14 protein-coding genes are annotated in these 16,080 nt (G+C 34.3%); 3 read left to right on the top strand and 11 right to left on the bottom strand.

Going from position 1 to position 16,080, the window contains the following annotated elements:
• Positions 1 to 83: 83 nt before the first annotated feature.
• The 4 genes from QZQ55_RS08075 to QZQ55_RS08090 all read right to left on the bottom strand — a co-directional run bounded on the left by QZQ55_RS08075 (position 84) and on the right by QZQ55_RS08090 (position 5,730).
• Positions 84 to 341 (bottom strand): DUF1292 domain-containing protein, encoded by a 258-nt coding sequence (locus QZQ55_RS08075; RefSeq protein WP_295092076.1) that lies wholly within the window; start codon positions 339 to 341, stop codon positions 84 to 86.
• Positions 341 to 2,737 (bottom strand): glycogen/starch/alpha-glucan phosphorylase, encoded by a 2,397-nt coding sequence (locus QZQ55_RS08080; protein WP_295092079.1) that lies wholly within the window; start codon positions 2,735 to 2,737, stop codon positions 341 to 343. The genes QZQ55_RS08075 and QZQ55_RS08080 overlap by 1 nt, the downstream gene beginning before the upstream one ends.
• 3 nt (positions 2,738 to 2,740) lie before the next feature.
• Positions 2,741 to 4,648 (bottom strand): 1,4-alpha-glucan branching protein GlgB, encoded by a 1,908-nt coding sequence (glgB, locus tag QZQ55_RS08085; protein ID WP_295092082.1) that lies wholly within the window; start codon positions 4,646 to 4,648, stop codon positions 2,741 to 2,743.
• Between the two features lie 92 nt (positions 4,649 to 4,740).
• Positions 4,741 to 5,730, bottom strand: coding sequence for a nucleoid-associated protein (locus QZQ55_RS08090; RefSeq protein ID WP_295092085.1), 990 nt, complete (start codon positions 5,728 to 5,730; stop codon positions 4,741 to 4,743).
• A 131-nt stretch (positions 5,731 to 5,861) separates the two neighbouring features.
• Between QZQ55_RS08090 and QZQ55_RS08095 the strand changes: the two genes are divergently transcribed.
• Positions 5,862 to 7,127, top strand: coding sequence for an AI-2E family transporter (locus QZQ55_RS08095; RefSeq protein ID WP_295092088.1), 1,266 nt, complete (start codon positions 5,862 to 5,864; stop codon positions 7,125 to 7,127).
• 87 nt (positions 7,128 to 7,214) lie between these two features.
• On the opposite strand, the gene QZQ55_RS08100 is transcribed toward QZQ55_RS08095, so the two are convergent.
• A complete protein-coding gene (locus tag QZQ55_RS08100; RefSeq protein WP_295092091.1) occupies positions 7,215 to 7,922 on the bottom strand; it encodes a MerR family transcriptional regulator in 708 nt (235 codons plus the stop codon).
• Between the two features lie 157 nt (positions 7,923 to 8,079).
• On the opposite strand from QZQ55_RS08100, the gene QZQ55_RS08105 reads away from it, so the two are divergent.
• Both QZQ55_RS08105 and QZQ55_RS08110 read left to right on the top strand, forming a co-directional pair.
• The gene (locus QZQ55_RS08105; RefSeq protein ID WP_295092094.1) at positions 8,080 to 8,784 is read left to right on the top strand and encodes an SDR family NAD(P)-dependent oxidoreductase; all 705 of its coding nucleotides are present in this window, start codon (positions 8,080 to 8,082) and stop codon (positions 8,782 to 8,784) included.
• 82 nt (positions 8,785 to 8,866) lie between these two features.
• The gene (locus QZQ55_RS08110) at positions 8,867 to 10,081 is read left to right on the top strand and encodes an OFA family MFS transporter (protein WP_295092097.1); all 1,215 of its coding nucleotides are present in this window, start codon (positions 8,867 to 8,869) and stop codon (positions 10,079 to 10,081) included.
• Between the two features lie 31 nt (positions 10,082 to 10,112).
• On the opposite strand, the gene QZQ55_RS08115 is transcribed toward QZQ55_RS08110, so the two are convergent.
• From QZQ55_RS08115 to QZQ55_RS08140, 6 genes are all read right to left on the bottom strand, one after another.
• The gene (locus QZQ55_RS08115; RefSeq protein WP_295092100.1) at positions 10,113 to 11,411 is read right to left on the bottom strand and encodes an ATP-binding protein; all 1,299 of its coding nucleotides are present in this window, start codon (positions 11,409 to 11,411) and stop codon (positions 10,113 to 10,115) included.
• A 190-nt stretch (positions 11,412 to 11,601) separates the two neighbouring features.
• A complete protein-coding gene (locus tag QZQ55_RS08120) occupies positions 11,602 to 12,555 on the bottom strand; it encodes an ABC transporter ATP-binding protein (protein WP_295092103.1) in 954 nt (317 codons plus the stop codon).
• A complete protein-coding gene (locus tag QZQ55_RS08125) occupies positions 12,542 to 13,642 on the bottom strand; it encodes an ABC transporter ATP-binding protein (RefSeq protein ID WP_295092107.1) in 1,101 nt (366 codons plus the stop codon). Before QZQ55_RS08125 ends, QZQ55_RS08120 begins: the two co-directional genes overlap by 14 nt.
• A 2-nt stretch (positions 13,643 to 13,644) precedes the next feature.
• A complete protein-coding gene (locus QZQ55_RS08130; protein WP_270396481.1) occupies positions 13,645 to 14,577 on the bottom strand; it encodes an ABC transporter permease in 933 nt (310 codons plus the stop codon).
• Position 14,578: 1 nt separating this feature from the next.
• Positions 14,579 to 15,526: an ABC transporter permease gene (locus tag QZQ55_RS08135; protein ID WP_295092110.1), complete on the bottom strand. Its 948-nt coding sequence runs from the start codon at positions 15,524 to 15,526 to the stop codon at positions 14,579 to 14,581.
• A gap of 87 nt (positions 15,527 to 15,613) precedes the next feature.
• The coding region (locus QZQ55_RS08140) for an ABC transporter substrate-binding protein (protein WP_295092113.1) at positions 15,614 to 16,080 on the bottom strand (467 nt) is incomplete at its 5' end.

The following is a 16,080-nucleotide window of genomic DNA, read 5'->3' on the forward strand; positions in this document are numbered from 1 at the left end:
ATACCAATTTGGGATAGCCCAATTGATATTTTCATCTAATTTGTCAACAATCTGAGAGGATAGTCATGCTATCCTCTCATTCATTATTCTGCATCTTCAGACATCATTGAGTCTAATACTTCCTGCACAAATGCATATTCTTCATCTGTTTCAATAGGAAGAATATTATCTGCATCTTCAGGATCTACCTGTGAAGCATAGATATTCAACTGATCATGTTCATCTGAACTGTTATCTGTATAGATGATATATTCTTTTCCTGTTGCGTCATCTGTAAAACCTAAGAGGACTTCACAAGTTACTTCTTCACCATCTACGTCTAGTACGAATGTGTCTTTCATTAAATTTTTACCCTATTTAAATGCCAGATATCCTTTACATAATCTTCAATAGTTCTATCACTTGAGAAATGACCACTCTTCGCAATATTAGCTAAGCACATCTTAGACCAGTTCTGACGATCCTGATATAAGTTGTTGATCTTTTCCTGAGCAAGTCTATAGCTTTCAAAATCTTTTAATAAGAAGTATTCATCATTTCTGCTCATTAATTCATCAAAGATAATCTTGAATTCTTCTCTTGATGGATGGAAAGTACCATCTACTAATGAATCAACAACCTTCTTGATGTTTGGATTATTGTTGTATTCATTCCAAGAATTATAAGTACCTTTTGCTTTTAATTCGTTGACTTCATTATCCTTCATACCGAAGATTACAATGTTGTCATCACCAACTAAGTCAGCAATTTCTACATTGGCACCATCTAATGTACCAAGTGTTAAAGCACCATTCATCATGAACTTCATGTTAGAAGTACCACTTGCTTCCTTACCAGCAGTAGAAATCTGTTCAGATACATCTGCAGCAGGAATAATCTTTTCAGCAATAGTAACTCCATAGTTTTCAATAAATACAACCTTTAAGTATTTATTTGTTTCTGGGTCATTGTTTACCTTATCCGCAACGCTATTGATTAACTTAATAATCTTCTTAGCTAAGTAGTAAGAAGGAGCGGCTTTTGCACCAAAGATATAAGTATGTGGATAGATTCTGAAACTGCTATCTTCTTTCATTCTCTGGTATAAATAGATAATATGCATTACATTTAATAACTGTCTCTTGTATGCATGTAATCTCTTAACCTGAATATCAAAGATAGAATTAACATCTACATCAACACCATTATGTTCCTTAATGTAATCTGCAAGAATCTGTTTTCTCTGCTGTTTTACATTGTAGAACTTACTCTGAGTAATTGAGTCTTCTACAAATGGTGCTAATTTCTGTAAATCATCAGGTCTATGCATCCAGCTATCCCCAATTGATTCATTGATTAATGAAGTTAACTGTGGGTTACAATATGCAAGCCATCTTCTATGAGTTACACCATTTGTTTTATTGTTGAATTTGTTAGGATATAAAGTATCAAAATCCTTCATTTCTCTTTCTTTTAAGATGTCAGAGTGAAGCTGTGCTACACCATTAACACTAAATGAACCTGCAATCGCAAGTCTAGCCATATGTACCTGACCATCTTTAATGATCATAACTCTCTGTAATAATTCGTTATCATTTTCAGTCTGCTGTTTTACGAAGCCAATGAAACGTCTATTGATTTCTTCAATGATCTGATAAACTCTTGGTAATAAGTCTCTCATCATATCAACAGGCCATTTTTCTAATGCTTCAGCAAGGATTGTATGGTTTGTATAAGCACAAGTCTTACATACGATATTCCATGCATCATCCCATTCCATTCCATAATCATCAATAAATACACGCATTAATTCAGGAATAACTAATACTGGATGTGTATCATTTAACTGAATAACGTTCTTTTCATGGAAGTTAGTTAAATCAGGATATACTCTTAAATGTGCACGAATAATTGAATTTAAACCAGCACATACAAAGAAATACTGCTGTTTTAAACGTAATACTCTACCAGCATGAGTAGAATCATCAGGATATAATGTCTGGCAGATATCATTCACTTCCTGAGCATACTGACGGAAATCCTTATTTGTAGGAATATTTTCACTAGGTTCAGCCTTCCATAATCTTAATGTATTAGTAACCTTAGTATCATTACCAACAATTGGCATATCATAAGGAACAGCACGTACTGCTTCATAATCTACATGCTTCCATCCACCAGTTGCATCATCCCAGATGACTTTACCCCAGAATTTAACTTCTGTTGCATGCTTAGGTTTTCTTACTTCCCACATATTGCCTAAACGTAACCACTGGTCTGGTACTTCTACCTGATATCCATTTTCAATCTTCTGTTTGAAGAAACCATAATCATAACGAATAGTATTACCGAAAACTGGATAAGATAAAGAAGCTAAAGAATCCATGAAGCAGGCAGCAAGACGGCCTAAACCACCATTACCTAAACCGGCATCAGATTCTAATTCTTCTAGATCATGGATATTAATACCATAATCAGCAAGACCTTCTTTTGCAGTTTCATAAATACATAAGTTCATCATATTGTTGACTAATAGACGACCAACTAAGAACTCCATTGAGAAATAGTGAACCTGTTTCTGCTGCTTAGCCTGAACTGCCATCTTTGTCATTGCCCAGTTAACAGATGCATAGTCACGAACCATAGTTTCAAGAACCATGAACTTTTCTGTTAAATGTGCTTCTTCTACTGTACGACCATATGATTCAATGATTCGCTTAGAAAATTCATATTTAAATTCTTCTTTTGTATTAAACATTTACTACTTTCCTTCCTTTACAACACTTTTCTTTGTCTTCTTCTCCTTAGAAGACGCTTTTTTAGCTGGCTTATGATATTCAAATACCACCGCGCTAAATGGTGCTAATTTCACATGAATACTCTGTGCTTCATTGATACAAGTACCTTTCTTTGATCTTAAAGCACGTGTATTTGTGTAATTAGAACCGTTATAACTATCTTTATCTGTATTCAAGATTTCTTTATAACTTCCAGCAAACGGTACTGGTACAGCATAATTATCATGACTATTACCAATAAAGTTAGCTACTACAACTAAGCAGTTGCCTTTCTTATCAAATCGAGCATATGAGAATACACTCTGATTATGATCATCTACAACCAGCCATTTAAATCCTTCTGGATCATAATCCATACTATAAAGAGCTGGATGTTCTTCAACCATCTTATTTAAATCCTGCATAAAATGATGGAAAGAATCATGCTGTGGATATTCTAAGATATTCCAAGCCAATGCTTTTCTTTCATCCCATTCCTTGTATTCACCTAATTCATTACCCATGAAATTAAGCTTCTTACCAGGATGAGTCATCATATATGTATATAAAGCTTTTGCCTGTGCGAACTTGTCTCCATCAAGTCCCCACATCTTATTTAAAATAGTTGCTTTACCATGAACCACTTCATCATGTGAGAATGGTAAAATAAATCTTTCTGAATAGAAATACATCATTGAGAAAGTTAAAAGATTATGATCATATTGACGATAAACTGGATCTTCTTTGAAATACTTCAATGTATCATTCATCCAGCCCATATCCCACTTATAATCAAATCCTAAACCGCCATCCTTCACAGCTTTAGTTACATATGGGAAATCAGTTGAGTCTTCTGCAATAGTCATTAATGCAGGATATCTTTCATGAATCTGTTCATTCATAGTCTTTAAGAACTCTAAAGCCCCATTATTTGTACCAAAGTCTTTATTACCTTTCCAGTAAATAAGGTTGCTTACAGCATCAAAACGAATACCATCAATATGGAATTCTTCTGCCCAGAAATGAACAGCACTCTTTAAGAATGAACGTACAGTATCTTTTGTCACATCAAAATATACTGAATCCCATTCAGAATAACGGTTATTCACATCTGCATATTCATAAACCCAGCCTCCATCAAACTGATAAAGACCATGTCCATCCTTTACAAAATGAGCAGGTACAAAGTCCATAATGACACCTATACCTTCTTTATGACACGCATTAATGAAATCCTTTAACTGTTTTGGATGTCCATAACGACTTGTCGCACTAAAATAACCTGTTGCCTGATATCCCCAAGAGCCATCAAATGGGAACTCATTTAAAGGCATTACTTCAATATGTGTATAGCCCATCTTCTTTACATAAGGAATGATTTCATCAATCATTTCTTCATATGAATAGAACTCTCCATCACTTGTTTCTGTAAATTCCTTTTTCATCTTCCAAGAGCCAAGATTCGCTTCATAAATATTCATGTTACAATCATAGTTATTAGAACGTGACTTCATCCATTTAGAATCATGCCAGCGATATCCTTCTAAGTTATATACCTTAGATGCTGTACCTGGTCTAATTTCACTGAAAAAGGCATAAGGATCTGCACGATCAACAATAGCACCAGAAGGTGTTTCAATTCTATATTTATAGAGGTCATACTGCTTTAACCCTTCAATATAGAGAGTCCACACGCCGCCGTCATTATATCTCTCCATATAATGCTGTGTTCCGTCCCAGTTATTAAAATTACCTACAACCTGAACACTTCTTGCATGTGGTGCATATACAGTAAAGCGAACGCCCTTTTTATCCGGATGAGCACCGAATACTTTATATGCCTCCAAACACTTTCCTTCAAAAAACAATTTTATCAAGAAATTATCTAACATACCTATATGTCTCCCTTCATAAATTTTATTATACATTAAATATGACCAAAATTCATTCATTTCAGACAATATAGGCAAAAAAATGTAAACGGTTACTTTATAGTGATGTCTTGAATGTTATTTAATACGATAGAAACAGTCCCGTCAGGATTCTCTTTCTTTTCAAAAGTGGATCCATTCACATATTCATCTACTGGCATAGTAATCTGAATATTTTCATCAAGAGTGATCTTAACAACCCCAACAGAACGCCCTAAAGCATTTAAAGAAATTGTATCATCTTCACCAATCCCTAAATCTTTCATCATAGTTTCTGATTCTTCCTGAGCCTGATAATCTCTTTCCATGACCTTACGAACAACTTCAATTGGTTTAACAAGTTCTCCCATCTGTGTTCTTTCTAATATTTCCTGTTTCACAAGTGGAAGTGCTTCTTTATCATTCACATGATAAATATCATCAATCTTATTTACTACTTTCTTCATAGTAGAAATCTTCTGACGATCAGTCAACTTTTCTTCACCCTTGATCCACTGACTATTTAAATAAGTATCCATCTTACCATCAATGAGATACTTCTTTTCAATAAGAGATAGTTTCTTATGATCTGTATCTATAATAATCGCTTCATCAACTGCTGTACCAATCTGGGGAAGAACCTGTCTTCTTGTAATACGGACATTTTCCTCTTCTACAAGAGATACAGAATTATACTTATAATTAAGCTTTAAAGCGGCAATAATATGTACACCATCACGATAGCAGTCCACATAAAGAATATTACTATTTGGCATTTCTTCAATCGCTGAACCTAGTGCAAAGAACTTTTCACTAATTTCCTTTGCCTGTTTCTTGAATTCTTCATCATCTTCTAGCATCTTATCTGCACGAAGTAATAATTCATGAAGTGAAGGCACAACGAGTTCTTTAATAGCTGGACTGTATAAAGCCTTTTCCACTTTTTTATGATAATATTCCTGAGTTGTATCGTTTAATACACAGAAGTCTTCACTTAGGTATATCTTACGATGTTCAAAATCAAGCATATGCATCATAATCTTATTAATAATAATAGTGTTCATCAAAATTTCTCCTTTCACGTGTGTCATTATAGCAAATTTCTTCTATTCCTCAACCTTTTCTTAGTCAAAGGCGTCAAATTTACCATAACATTTCTTCTTATTTTATGGTACTATTTGCTTAGGTGATTATTATGGACAACAAAAATTTCAATTTTCCAGATGATAAGATTTTCCAATATATTACATATGGTATTGTCTTAGCTTTTATTCTTTTTAATTTAGAATCTGTATGGGAATTCTTCCTTACTATATTAGGACTTGCAAGACCCTTCTATATTGCGATAGTCATTGCATTTGTGATCAATATTCCAATGAAACTTGTAGAAAAGCTTCTTGTGAAAGCAAAAGGTCAGTGGATGAAGAAAAATCCTGATTCAAAACTCCCAAAATTCTTATTAGAAGGTACACGTGGTATAGCAATGACCATTACTATTGTATGTATTCTATTAATATTAGTAATGTTCTTCTCTTTTATTATTCCTAGAATTGGAGAAAGCTTTTCACTCTTATTCTCTAACTTAGATAATTATGCAAGAAGACTTGCTGTCTATATTACTTCTATATGTAAAAGATTTAATCTTGATTATTCAGTAACAGTAGATGAAGTACAGAAATGGTTTGCTTCTATTGATTTAAGTACAATCCTTTCTACTGCAGGAAACTTCTTAGGTAATCCTCATTTTAAGACAACAGAAGTTGTATCAAATATTGGAGGTTCTTTCATTACTGCCATCACTTCATTCTTCATGGCTCTCTATCTTCTAGCAAATAAAGAAAAACATCTTGAACAAGGTAGAAAACTTATTGCCTATATATTAGGTCATAAACGTGCAGGTGTAGCCTTTGATATCATGAGTGAAGCCAATCATTACTTTAATAGTTTTGTGACAGGACAGATGTTAGAAGCCACATGTTTTATGTTAGAAGTCTATATTGCGATGCGTTTATTTAGAATGCCTTTCCCTGAATTAATTGCGATTATGGCTTTCTTATTTAGCTTTGTTCCAATGTTTGGTAATTTCATTACCTTCTTTGCAGGATTGATATTAGTAGCTGCAGCACAGAGCAAGAGTATGCTTGCCTTTGCGATTATTTATCTATGCTTACAGCAGTTTGAAGGAAATGTAGTATATCCTAAGATTGTAGGCAAGTCTGTTGGTATTGGTGGTTTATTTGTCTTACTTGGTATTACGATATTTGGTAATTTATGGGGTGTTATTGGCGTACTTATCGGTGTACCTCTTACTGCTCTTATTTATGCTGTTTTCTCTAGAATCATTAATATCGGACTCTATCAGAAACATATAGAAGTCACATACAATAACATCTATAAATTAGATGAAGATGGAAATCGTTTAGAAAATAAAGTCAAACAAAAAAAGGATTCCTCTATTTAATGGGAATCCAAATATTATGCCAGTTGAAATATTCTTCTTCTGGTTTCCACATAGAAACAATCTGAGTAAAGATGTCACCATCTAACTCTAGATTGTTTTTTTCATATACTCAAAAGCAGGTTCTAATACTTCATAAGTGAGTATTTGTGAAGAACGTGATGAAAAACTCATATAAAGACAAGTTCTAGGAGGATAGTAGTGCACATACTCTGTTTCTTTAATATCAAATAGTGATGCAAACTGTTCTTCTATCCCAATTCCAAAATAGAAATCTTTATTTTCTGTTTCTATATGTTCTTTTGGGAATAATGCGGTAGAGAAAATGAAAGGAACATATTGTGTAAACTGCTTCAATTCTTCTTTTTCCTGTTTACTTAAATCTAATGTATAACATTTCTGAGTATCTATACGATATATACCTGGGCTTGTTCTGAGGGTCAGATTCTTTTCTTCAAAATTATTGATCAGTGCTCTATTGGTGCGCATCTTCTTCAAAAGATTCATATTATAGATAATATTCTTTTCAATGATCTTTTCCTGATTAACTAATACATCATCTATTTCTTCCAATGTACGTTTCTGAAGGATTTTAGAAGTTTCATCTATAGTAAGTCCAAAACCTAAATAACAGCGAGCACGAATGATCATATGAAGATCCCAGGTTGTATAGTAACGATAGTTCGTCTTCTCATCATGAATAGGGGCTATGATCCCTTTTCTTTCATAATAACGTATAGTTTCTGGTGTAATACCTAGTATTTTCGCAAGTTCTCCAATTGTATAAGTATTATACATTTCATCTCCTTAAAACTGTTTGAGAGTTCTTACCCATTATATCAAAGAAAACCCTATCATTTATGCTTATTTTAAGCAAATTTAGCCTATTGACTCTCAAACTATTTGAGACTCTATAATCATCTTGTAAATTTTTTAACAAAGGGAGAAAAACGAAATGGATGAAAGAAAAGTAGTTTTGATCACTGGCGGAGCCATGGGTCAAGGACGTGCACATGCATATAAATATGCAGAAAATGGATTTGACGTTGTGTTAGCGGACATGCAAGAACCAACAAATGAAGCATTTAAAGAAACAATCGTACATTGTGAATCAATAGGCGCAAAAGTACTTGCAGTTAAAGCAAACATCACTTCTACAGAAGATATGGAAAACTTATTCAAGAGTGCATGGGATACTTTCGGACGTATTGACGTTGTCATTGCGAATGCAGGAGTTATTAACTTTGCTTACACTTGGGAGTTAACAGATGAACAGGTAGAAAAAGTCATCAACATTAACCTTATCGGTACTTGGCGTACAGATAAGTATGCAGCACAGTACATGTTGAAACAGGGATTTGGACGTATTATTAATATTTCTTCTACTTCAGGATTATATGGTACACCAAAGCTTGCAACATATTGTATGAGTAAATGGGGTATCTTAGGATTAACTAAGACACTTGCGAAAGAAGTAGGTTCTAAGGGTATTATTATAAATGCATTATGCCCTACTAAGGTTAAAACACCTATGTGTGAAACAATGGAATATGTACAGTTTATTAATGATTTGACAGGTAAAGATTTCAAATCTGTTGAAGAAATGTACAATGGCGTACCATTCCTTGATGTAGAAGATATTTCTTCTATGGTTTATTAGTTAGGTACTAGCCGTGAAGCAGGTAAATTTAACGGCCGTGAAGTCGCTTTAGACTTAGGCACATTACAGTAGGAGGTTTATCATGAACATTACTAAAGCAACACGCTGGCGTGTGTTTGCAGGAGTATGGATTCAGTCTTTATTCACTTCTGCCACTGCCTTCTTCAGTTTATTCTGTTTGCCATTATGTAACCAGTTTGGATGGAGTACTTCTGATTTCTCAATGGCTTATACTATTTATATGTTTATTTATTGTGCTGTAGGCTTTATTGGTGGTATTTTAGCTGAAAAGTTACAGCCTAGAGTGGCTATCTATATGGGTCTTGCATTATTTGCAGGTGGATGGGTATTAACTGGTTTTGCGAATACAATCCCATTCTTATATGTAGCTTATGGTGTAATTGCGGGTGCTGGTGCTGGTATGATCTATCCAGCATGTCTTCCAACCGCTTTAAAATGGTTTCCTGACAAGAGTGGTTCTATTTCTGGTTTAGCACAGGCTGGAGCTGCATGTGGACCATTCATTATGTCACCAGTGGCTCAGATACTTATCTCTACATATGGTGCACAGACTGCATGTAAGATTCTTGGTGTAATCTTCTTAATTGGTGTTGGTGCTGTCGCTTGGATGATTGTACCTTGTCCTGATGGATGGACTCCTGAAGGATGGACACCATCAACTACACAATCTAAAGAATTAAATAACAAAGACTATAACATCCCACAGATGGTTAAAACTCCTACCTTCTGGGTATTAGTAGTTATGTTTATCTTTGCGAATGCAGCAGGAACTATGATGGTCTCTGCCACTTCACCAATCGCTCAGAAACAGATTGGTTTAAATGCGATGAGTGCAGCACTTTGTGTATCACTTATGACTTTATTTAATATGTTTGGTCGTATCTCATTTGGTTTTATCTATGATAAATTAAAGGGATGGAACTCACTTATTCTTGTATTACTTATTAATGGTATCTCAATGTTGATGTTAACTATGGCTCATTCTTATGCATACTTCATCTTATGTATCGCCTTAGTAGGATTCTCATTTGGTGGATTACTCGTCGTATTTGCACCTATGGTTAAAATCATCTTTGGTTCTAAGTTCTACAACAGAAACTATGGTCTAATCTTTATTGGTTATGGTATTGGTGCTTTTGTAGGTCCTAAGATTTCAGCAAGCTTCTTCGATGCCACTGGTTCTTATGTAATGGGTTATATCGGTTCAGCTATTCTTGCAGCACTTGCGATTGTATTAGTACTAGTAGCTAAGAAGTTACAGAAAAGTATGAATTAACATTAAAACGACACTTGATGTGTCGTTTTTTTCATAATTCCTTTATTTCTTCTATTGCATAAAGAGGTAGATTAATAAGCCAATCTTCTTTTCTATAATCAGACATAGAAGTACGAACACAAATACCAGGAGAAAACTTTTCACTATATGTTTTAAGACTCTTCGCCCTTAAATTTTCTTCTGCTTTGACTTCTATTGGAATAATCTGATTGTCTCTATCTATCACAAAGTCTATTTCACAGTTTCCTCTTTCGTTTGTATAATAATATATATTCAAATCTTCTATTGCCTTGAGTTGTTGGCATACATATTGTTCAGTCAGTGCACCTTTAAATTCCACAAATAAATTATTACCTTCAATAAGCGTCTTTTGTTTCAAACCAGTCATGCACCCTAAAAGCCCTACATCTAATAAATAAATTTTAAAAGCCTTTAAATCTTCATACGCCTTTAAAGGTATACCTGCTTGATTTACACGACTAATTTTATGTATTAATCCACAATCAGATAGCCACATAATAGCTGTTTCATATTCTTTAGCACGTGCTCCTGTACGAATAAGACCATATATAAATTTCTTATTTTCCTTAGCCAGCTGCGATGGAATACTATTCCAAAGCACTCTGATTTTAGGAACAATTTCATTAGGTGCATGTTTTGAAAAATCCTGTTCATAAGCGAATAGAATTTTTTTCTGAATATTGCGTACTTCATTATAATCATTATAATCCGCAAAATATTGTACAACTTCTGGCATACCACCCACATAATAATACTGCTTCAACGCATCGATATATGTCTGCTTAAAAATTTTTATCATTTGATAATTTTGTTGATCAAGTAGTTCTACAAATCGTTCTTTACCTGTAGCCATTAAAAATTCCCTAAAATTAAGAGGATATAGATTCATAAAGTCCACTTTACCTACTGGAAATGATGTTCCTTGATGAAGTGCGATACCTAAAAATGAACCTGCACATATAATATGATATTCAGGTGCGTTTTCATAAAAGTATTTTAGAGAAGATAACGCTTGAGGAACTTCTTGAATTTCATCAAATATAAGGAGTGTGTTATCAGGATCAATTTTTTTACCACTATACAGTTCCATACCTGTAATCAAACGTTTTGTATCTAAATCATACGAAAACAAATCTTCCATAGTTACATTATCTTCAAAATTAATATAAACAGTATGAGTATAAGCTTTCTTACCAAATTCTTTCATCAGCCATGTTTTACCTACATATCTTGCACCCTGTATAATCATTGGCTTACGATTTGGCTTTTCTTTCCATTTGAATAATTCTTCTATTGCGTATCGATACATAGAAACACCCCTTTTTATCTTTTATACCATCTTTTTACATTTTTTACAGTGAAAAAATGTAGTACCTATACACTTTTTACAGTGAATAAATGTGCTACAACTACACTTTTTACACCGAATAAATGTAGTAGTTCACATTTTTAGAGCCTAAAAAAAGACTATCACACATAAGTGTCATAGTCTTTTGATGTTATAATTTGAAGTTTGCTGCGTCTTTCTTGAACTGTGCAACATCTTCATCAGTACCTAATACAAAGTGTGTTTCAGTAATCTGATGCTGAGTACCAGCTGTATAATCAAGACCGCTTGTTTCATAATCATAAGAGAATGATTTTCTTACCTTCTCTACTCTTGGGTTAGAATGAGGGATGGCAGATAATAATGATCTTGTATATGGATGGAGAGGATTACTAAAGATTTCATCTGCAGTTCCTGTTTCTACTAAGTGACCTAAATGTAATACACCGATTCTATCAGAGATGTATTTAACCATTGATAAGTCATGAGCGATAAATAAGTAAGCAGCACCTGTTTCTTTCTGCATCTTCTTCATTAGGTTTACAACCTGTGCCTGAATAGATACGTCTAGGGCTGAGATTGCTTCATCGGCAATGATTAGATCAGGGTTCATAATTAAGGCTCTTGCGATACCAATACGCTGTCTCTGACCACCAGAGAACTGGTGTGGGAAACGGTTAGCATGTTCTTTTGATAGACCTACCATCTCAAGAATCTTATAAACCTTTTCTTCTCTTTCTTTTTCATCTTTATAATCATGATGAATATCAAGACCCTGAGCAATGATATCAATAACCTTCTTACGAGGGTTTAAACAAGCCATTGGATCCTGGAAAATCATAGCCATCTTAGTACGTAAAGTCTTAAGCGCTTTATTAGACATCTTACCAGTGATATCTTCACCTTCAAAGATGATCTGACCATCAGTTGGGTCATATAATCTAATAATAGCACGACCAGTAGTAGATTTACCTGAACCAGATTCACCTACTAAACCATATGTTTCACCTGGCATGATTTTGAATGAAATACCATCAACGGCTTTTACAGTAAACTTTCTACTTGGATAGAAATACTGTTTTAAATTCTTGACTTCAAGAATTGGAGTCTGACTATTCTTGTCCATTATTTGGTACACCTTCTTTCATCATGTTATTGATTCTCTTTCTTAATGCTTCAGGCATTTCTACCTTTGGTGCATTTGGATGCATTAACCAGCCAGCTACCTTATGATTTGTAGAACCTTCTACTTTGAACATAGGTGGTTCAATTCTCTTATCGATATTTAATGCATATTTATTACGTGGTGCGAATGCATCACCTTTGATTTCTTTTGTAACGTTTGGTGGTGAACCAGGAATTGTATATAATTCTGGATCATCAGTATTTAAATCAGGCATTGCTGATAAAAGACCCCAAGTATATGGATGTAAAGGTCTGTAGAAGATATCTTCAATAGAACCTGTTTCTACAATCTTACCTGCATACATAACATTTACGAAGTCTGCTACCTTAGCAACTACACCTAAGTCATGTGTGATATAAATAACTGAAATACCTTTTTTCTTCTGTAAGTCCTGAATTAATTCAAGGATCTTAGCCTGGATAGTTACATCTAGGGCTGTTGTAGGTTCGTCACAGATTAATACATATGGATCACAAGATAAAGCGATTGCGATAACAACACGCTGTCTCATACCACCAGATAACTGGTGAGGATAATTCTTCATACGTTTTTCTGCATTTGTGATTCCTACTTCTTCAAGTAGTTCTACAGCCTTTTTATATGCGTCTTCTTTAGATGTTCCATAATGATACATCATTGGTTCCATGATCTGTTTACCAATTGTCATTGTTGGGTCTAGAGAAGTCATTGGATCCTGGAAGACCATCGCAATCTTACGACCACGGATTTCCTTCTGGATTTCCTTTTCTGTCATCTTAGTGATATCTACTGTATGTTTTTCATCAGTATCTGGATCATGCCAAGTATAGTCGATTGAACCACTTTCAATACTACCATTCTTAGCTAAGATCCCCATGATAGCTTTTGTAGTAACTGATTTACCTGAACCAGATTCACCTACAATCGCAATTGTTTCTCCCTTATAAAGGTCTAAGTTAACACCACGGATGGCATTTACTTTCTTACCTTCAATCTTAAAGGAGATATTTAAGTCTCTGATTTTTAAAATTCTTTCTCTGTCAGCCATAATTACATCTCCTTCATAGTAGGATCAAGTGCATCTCTTAAACCATCACCTAATAAGTTAAATCCTAACATTAATACTGCAAGGATAATAGCTGGGATAGTCATCTGAGTTGGATATACTGTGAACACTTCAAAACCTGAGTTGATCAAAGTACCAAGTGAAGCCTGAGGTACAGTTAAACCTAAACCAACGAATGCTAGATATGCTTCATAGAAGATTGCATTTGGGATAGTCATCATAGACATGATGATTAACTGACCAAAGATATTTGGTAAGATTTCCTTGAATAAGATAAAGATATTACTTGCACCTAATGTTCTAGAAGCAAGAATGAATTCATCTTCCTTGATTTTTAATACCTGTGCTCTTGTAATACGAGACATAGGAATCCATTCAGTGAAGATCAATGCAAGAATAACGGTATATAAAGAAGGCTTTAATACTGTTAATAGGATAGTTAATACTACTAGAGTTGGGATAGAGTTGATGATTTCCTGGATTCTCTGAAGAACAGAGTCAACTAAGCCACCAAAGTAACCAGAAATCAAACCATAAGTCATACCAACTACGATATCAATAACTACTGCTACTAAAGCGATAATTAATGAAATACGAGTACCCTGCCAAGTTCTTACGAATAAGTCACGGCCATATTTATCAGTACCAAAGAAATGAGTACCATTTGGAAGAACATTCGCAATACTTGTATCAATTGCATCATATTTCCAATGAGAAATCATTGGTACAAAGATAGCAAGTAACGCAATGATAATAATACAAGCTAAGCCAAAGATTGCACCTTTGTTCTGAGTAAAACGGTAAACAACGTCTTTCCAAGCAGGTCTTGCAGGAGCAACTTCATCAATGTTGATATTCTGTTTATCACCGATAAACTCAAAATCATCTGGCAAAAATTCATACTTCTTGTCATCCATCTTAGTTGTCCCCCTTTCCTAAACGGATACGTGGATCAATAATACCATAAGATACATCGATAACTAACATCATAACGATATACATGAATGCATATAAGAATGAACATGCAACGATGATGTTATAGTCATTTGCACGGATACTATTGATTAATAGCTTACCTAAACCAGGTACAGAACAGATCTGTTCTACTACCATTGTACCAGTCATCAAGTTAACAAGGATTGGACCTAGGATAGTGATTACTGGAATTAAGGCATTACGTAATGCATGCTTGAAGATTAAAGTCTTACGATCTAAACCTTTAGCCATTGCTAGAGTCATATATTCACTGTTTAATACAGAAATCATTTCTGTACGAGTGAAACGTGCTACGTTGGCAATAACGCTCATAGATAAAGCGATAACTGGCAATATAGATGAGAAGATTGGATTCATATCATCATACATTGTCGGTAAGACATGAAGATCATTACTGAACAAGATGACTAGTAATAATGCGAATACGAATGATGGGATAGATACACCTAAGATAGAAATAATAGTTGCGATTGTATCCCAAATAGTGTTCTTGTTTAATGCAGCAACGATACCAAGTAACATACCTACTAATGTACCTAAGATACATGCAGCGATACCATAAGCAAATGAAATCTTAGCTGCGTCAAATACTAATTCAGAAACATTCTGATCTTTGTATAAAACATAAGAAACACCGAAGTCGCCTGATAACATATTCTTTAAGTATGTACCATACTGTACAAGAACCGGCTTATCAAGACCATATTTTGCCATAATGACTTTCTGCTGTTCTGGGCTCAACTTTTCTGAGTTGAATGGAGAACCCGGCATGCAACGAGTCATAATGAACAGAACTGTTAGTATAACGAATAAAGTAATTGCTGAAATCAACAATCTCTTTAAGATATACCTAATCATGGATTTATCCATATAAATATCACACCTTTCATTTAAAAAAGAAGAACACATTATAGCAAGAGCTATAATGTGTTTATTCTCACTATGTTCTGTTTATTCTTATTTAATAGTTACGTATTTGAATGTATAAGGAACACCAACTGCTGAATGAAAAAGTCCTTTTACATTCTTAGCCTTTAATGCTGCAGCACCCTTTTCGAATACTGGAATATAAGCTAAATCATCAAGTGCAGTCTTTTCTACCTGAGTCATTAAGTCCCAACGCTTAGTTAAGTCTGATTCAGTCTGAACCTGTTTCATTAATGAATCAACCTTTGCATTGCTGTACTTACCAAAGTTATTTGAGTTACCAGTCAAGAATAAGTTTAAGTAAGTTGTTGGATCAGCATAGTCTGGACCCCAACGAGTACATGCAATCTCGTAAGTACCATGTTCTTCTCTGTTGTAGATTCTGTCTTTCTTAACAGTTGCAACCATGTTTACCTTTAAGCCTTTTAACTTAGTGAATGATCCCTGTAAGTATTCAGCCATAGTATCCATTGGTGATTCATCAGTACCATATAATA

This window comes from uncultured Catenibacterium sp. (assembly GCF_900540665.1).
GTDB lineage: Bacteria > Bacillota_I > Bacilli_A > Erysipelotrichales > Coprobacillaceae > Catenibacterium.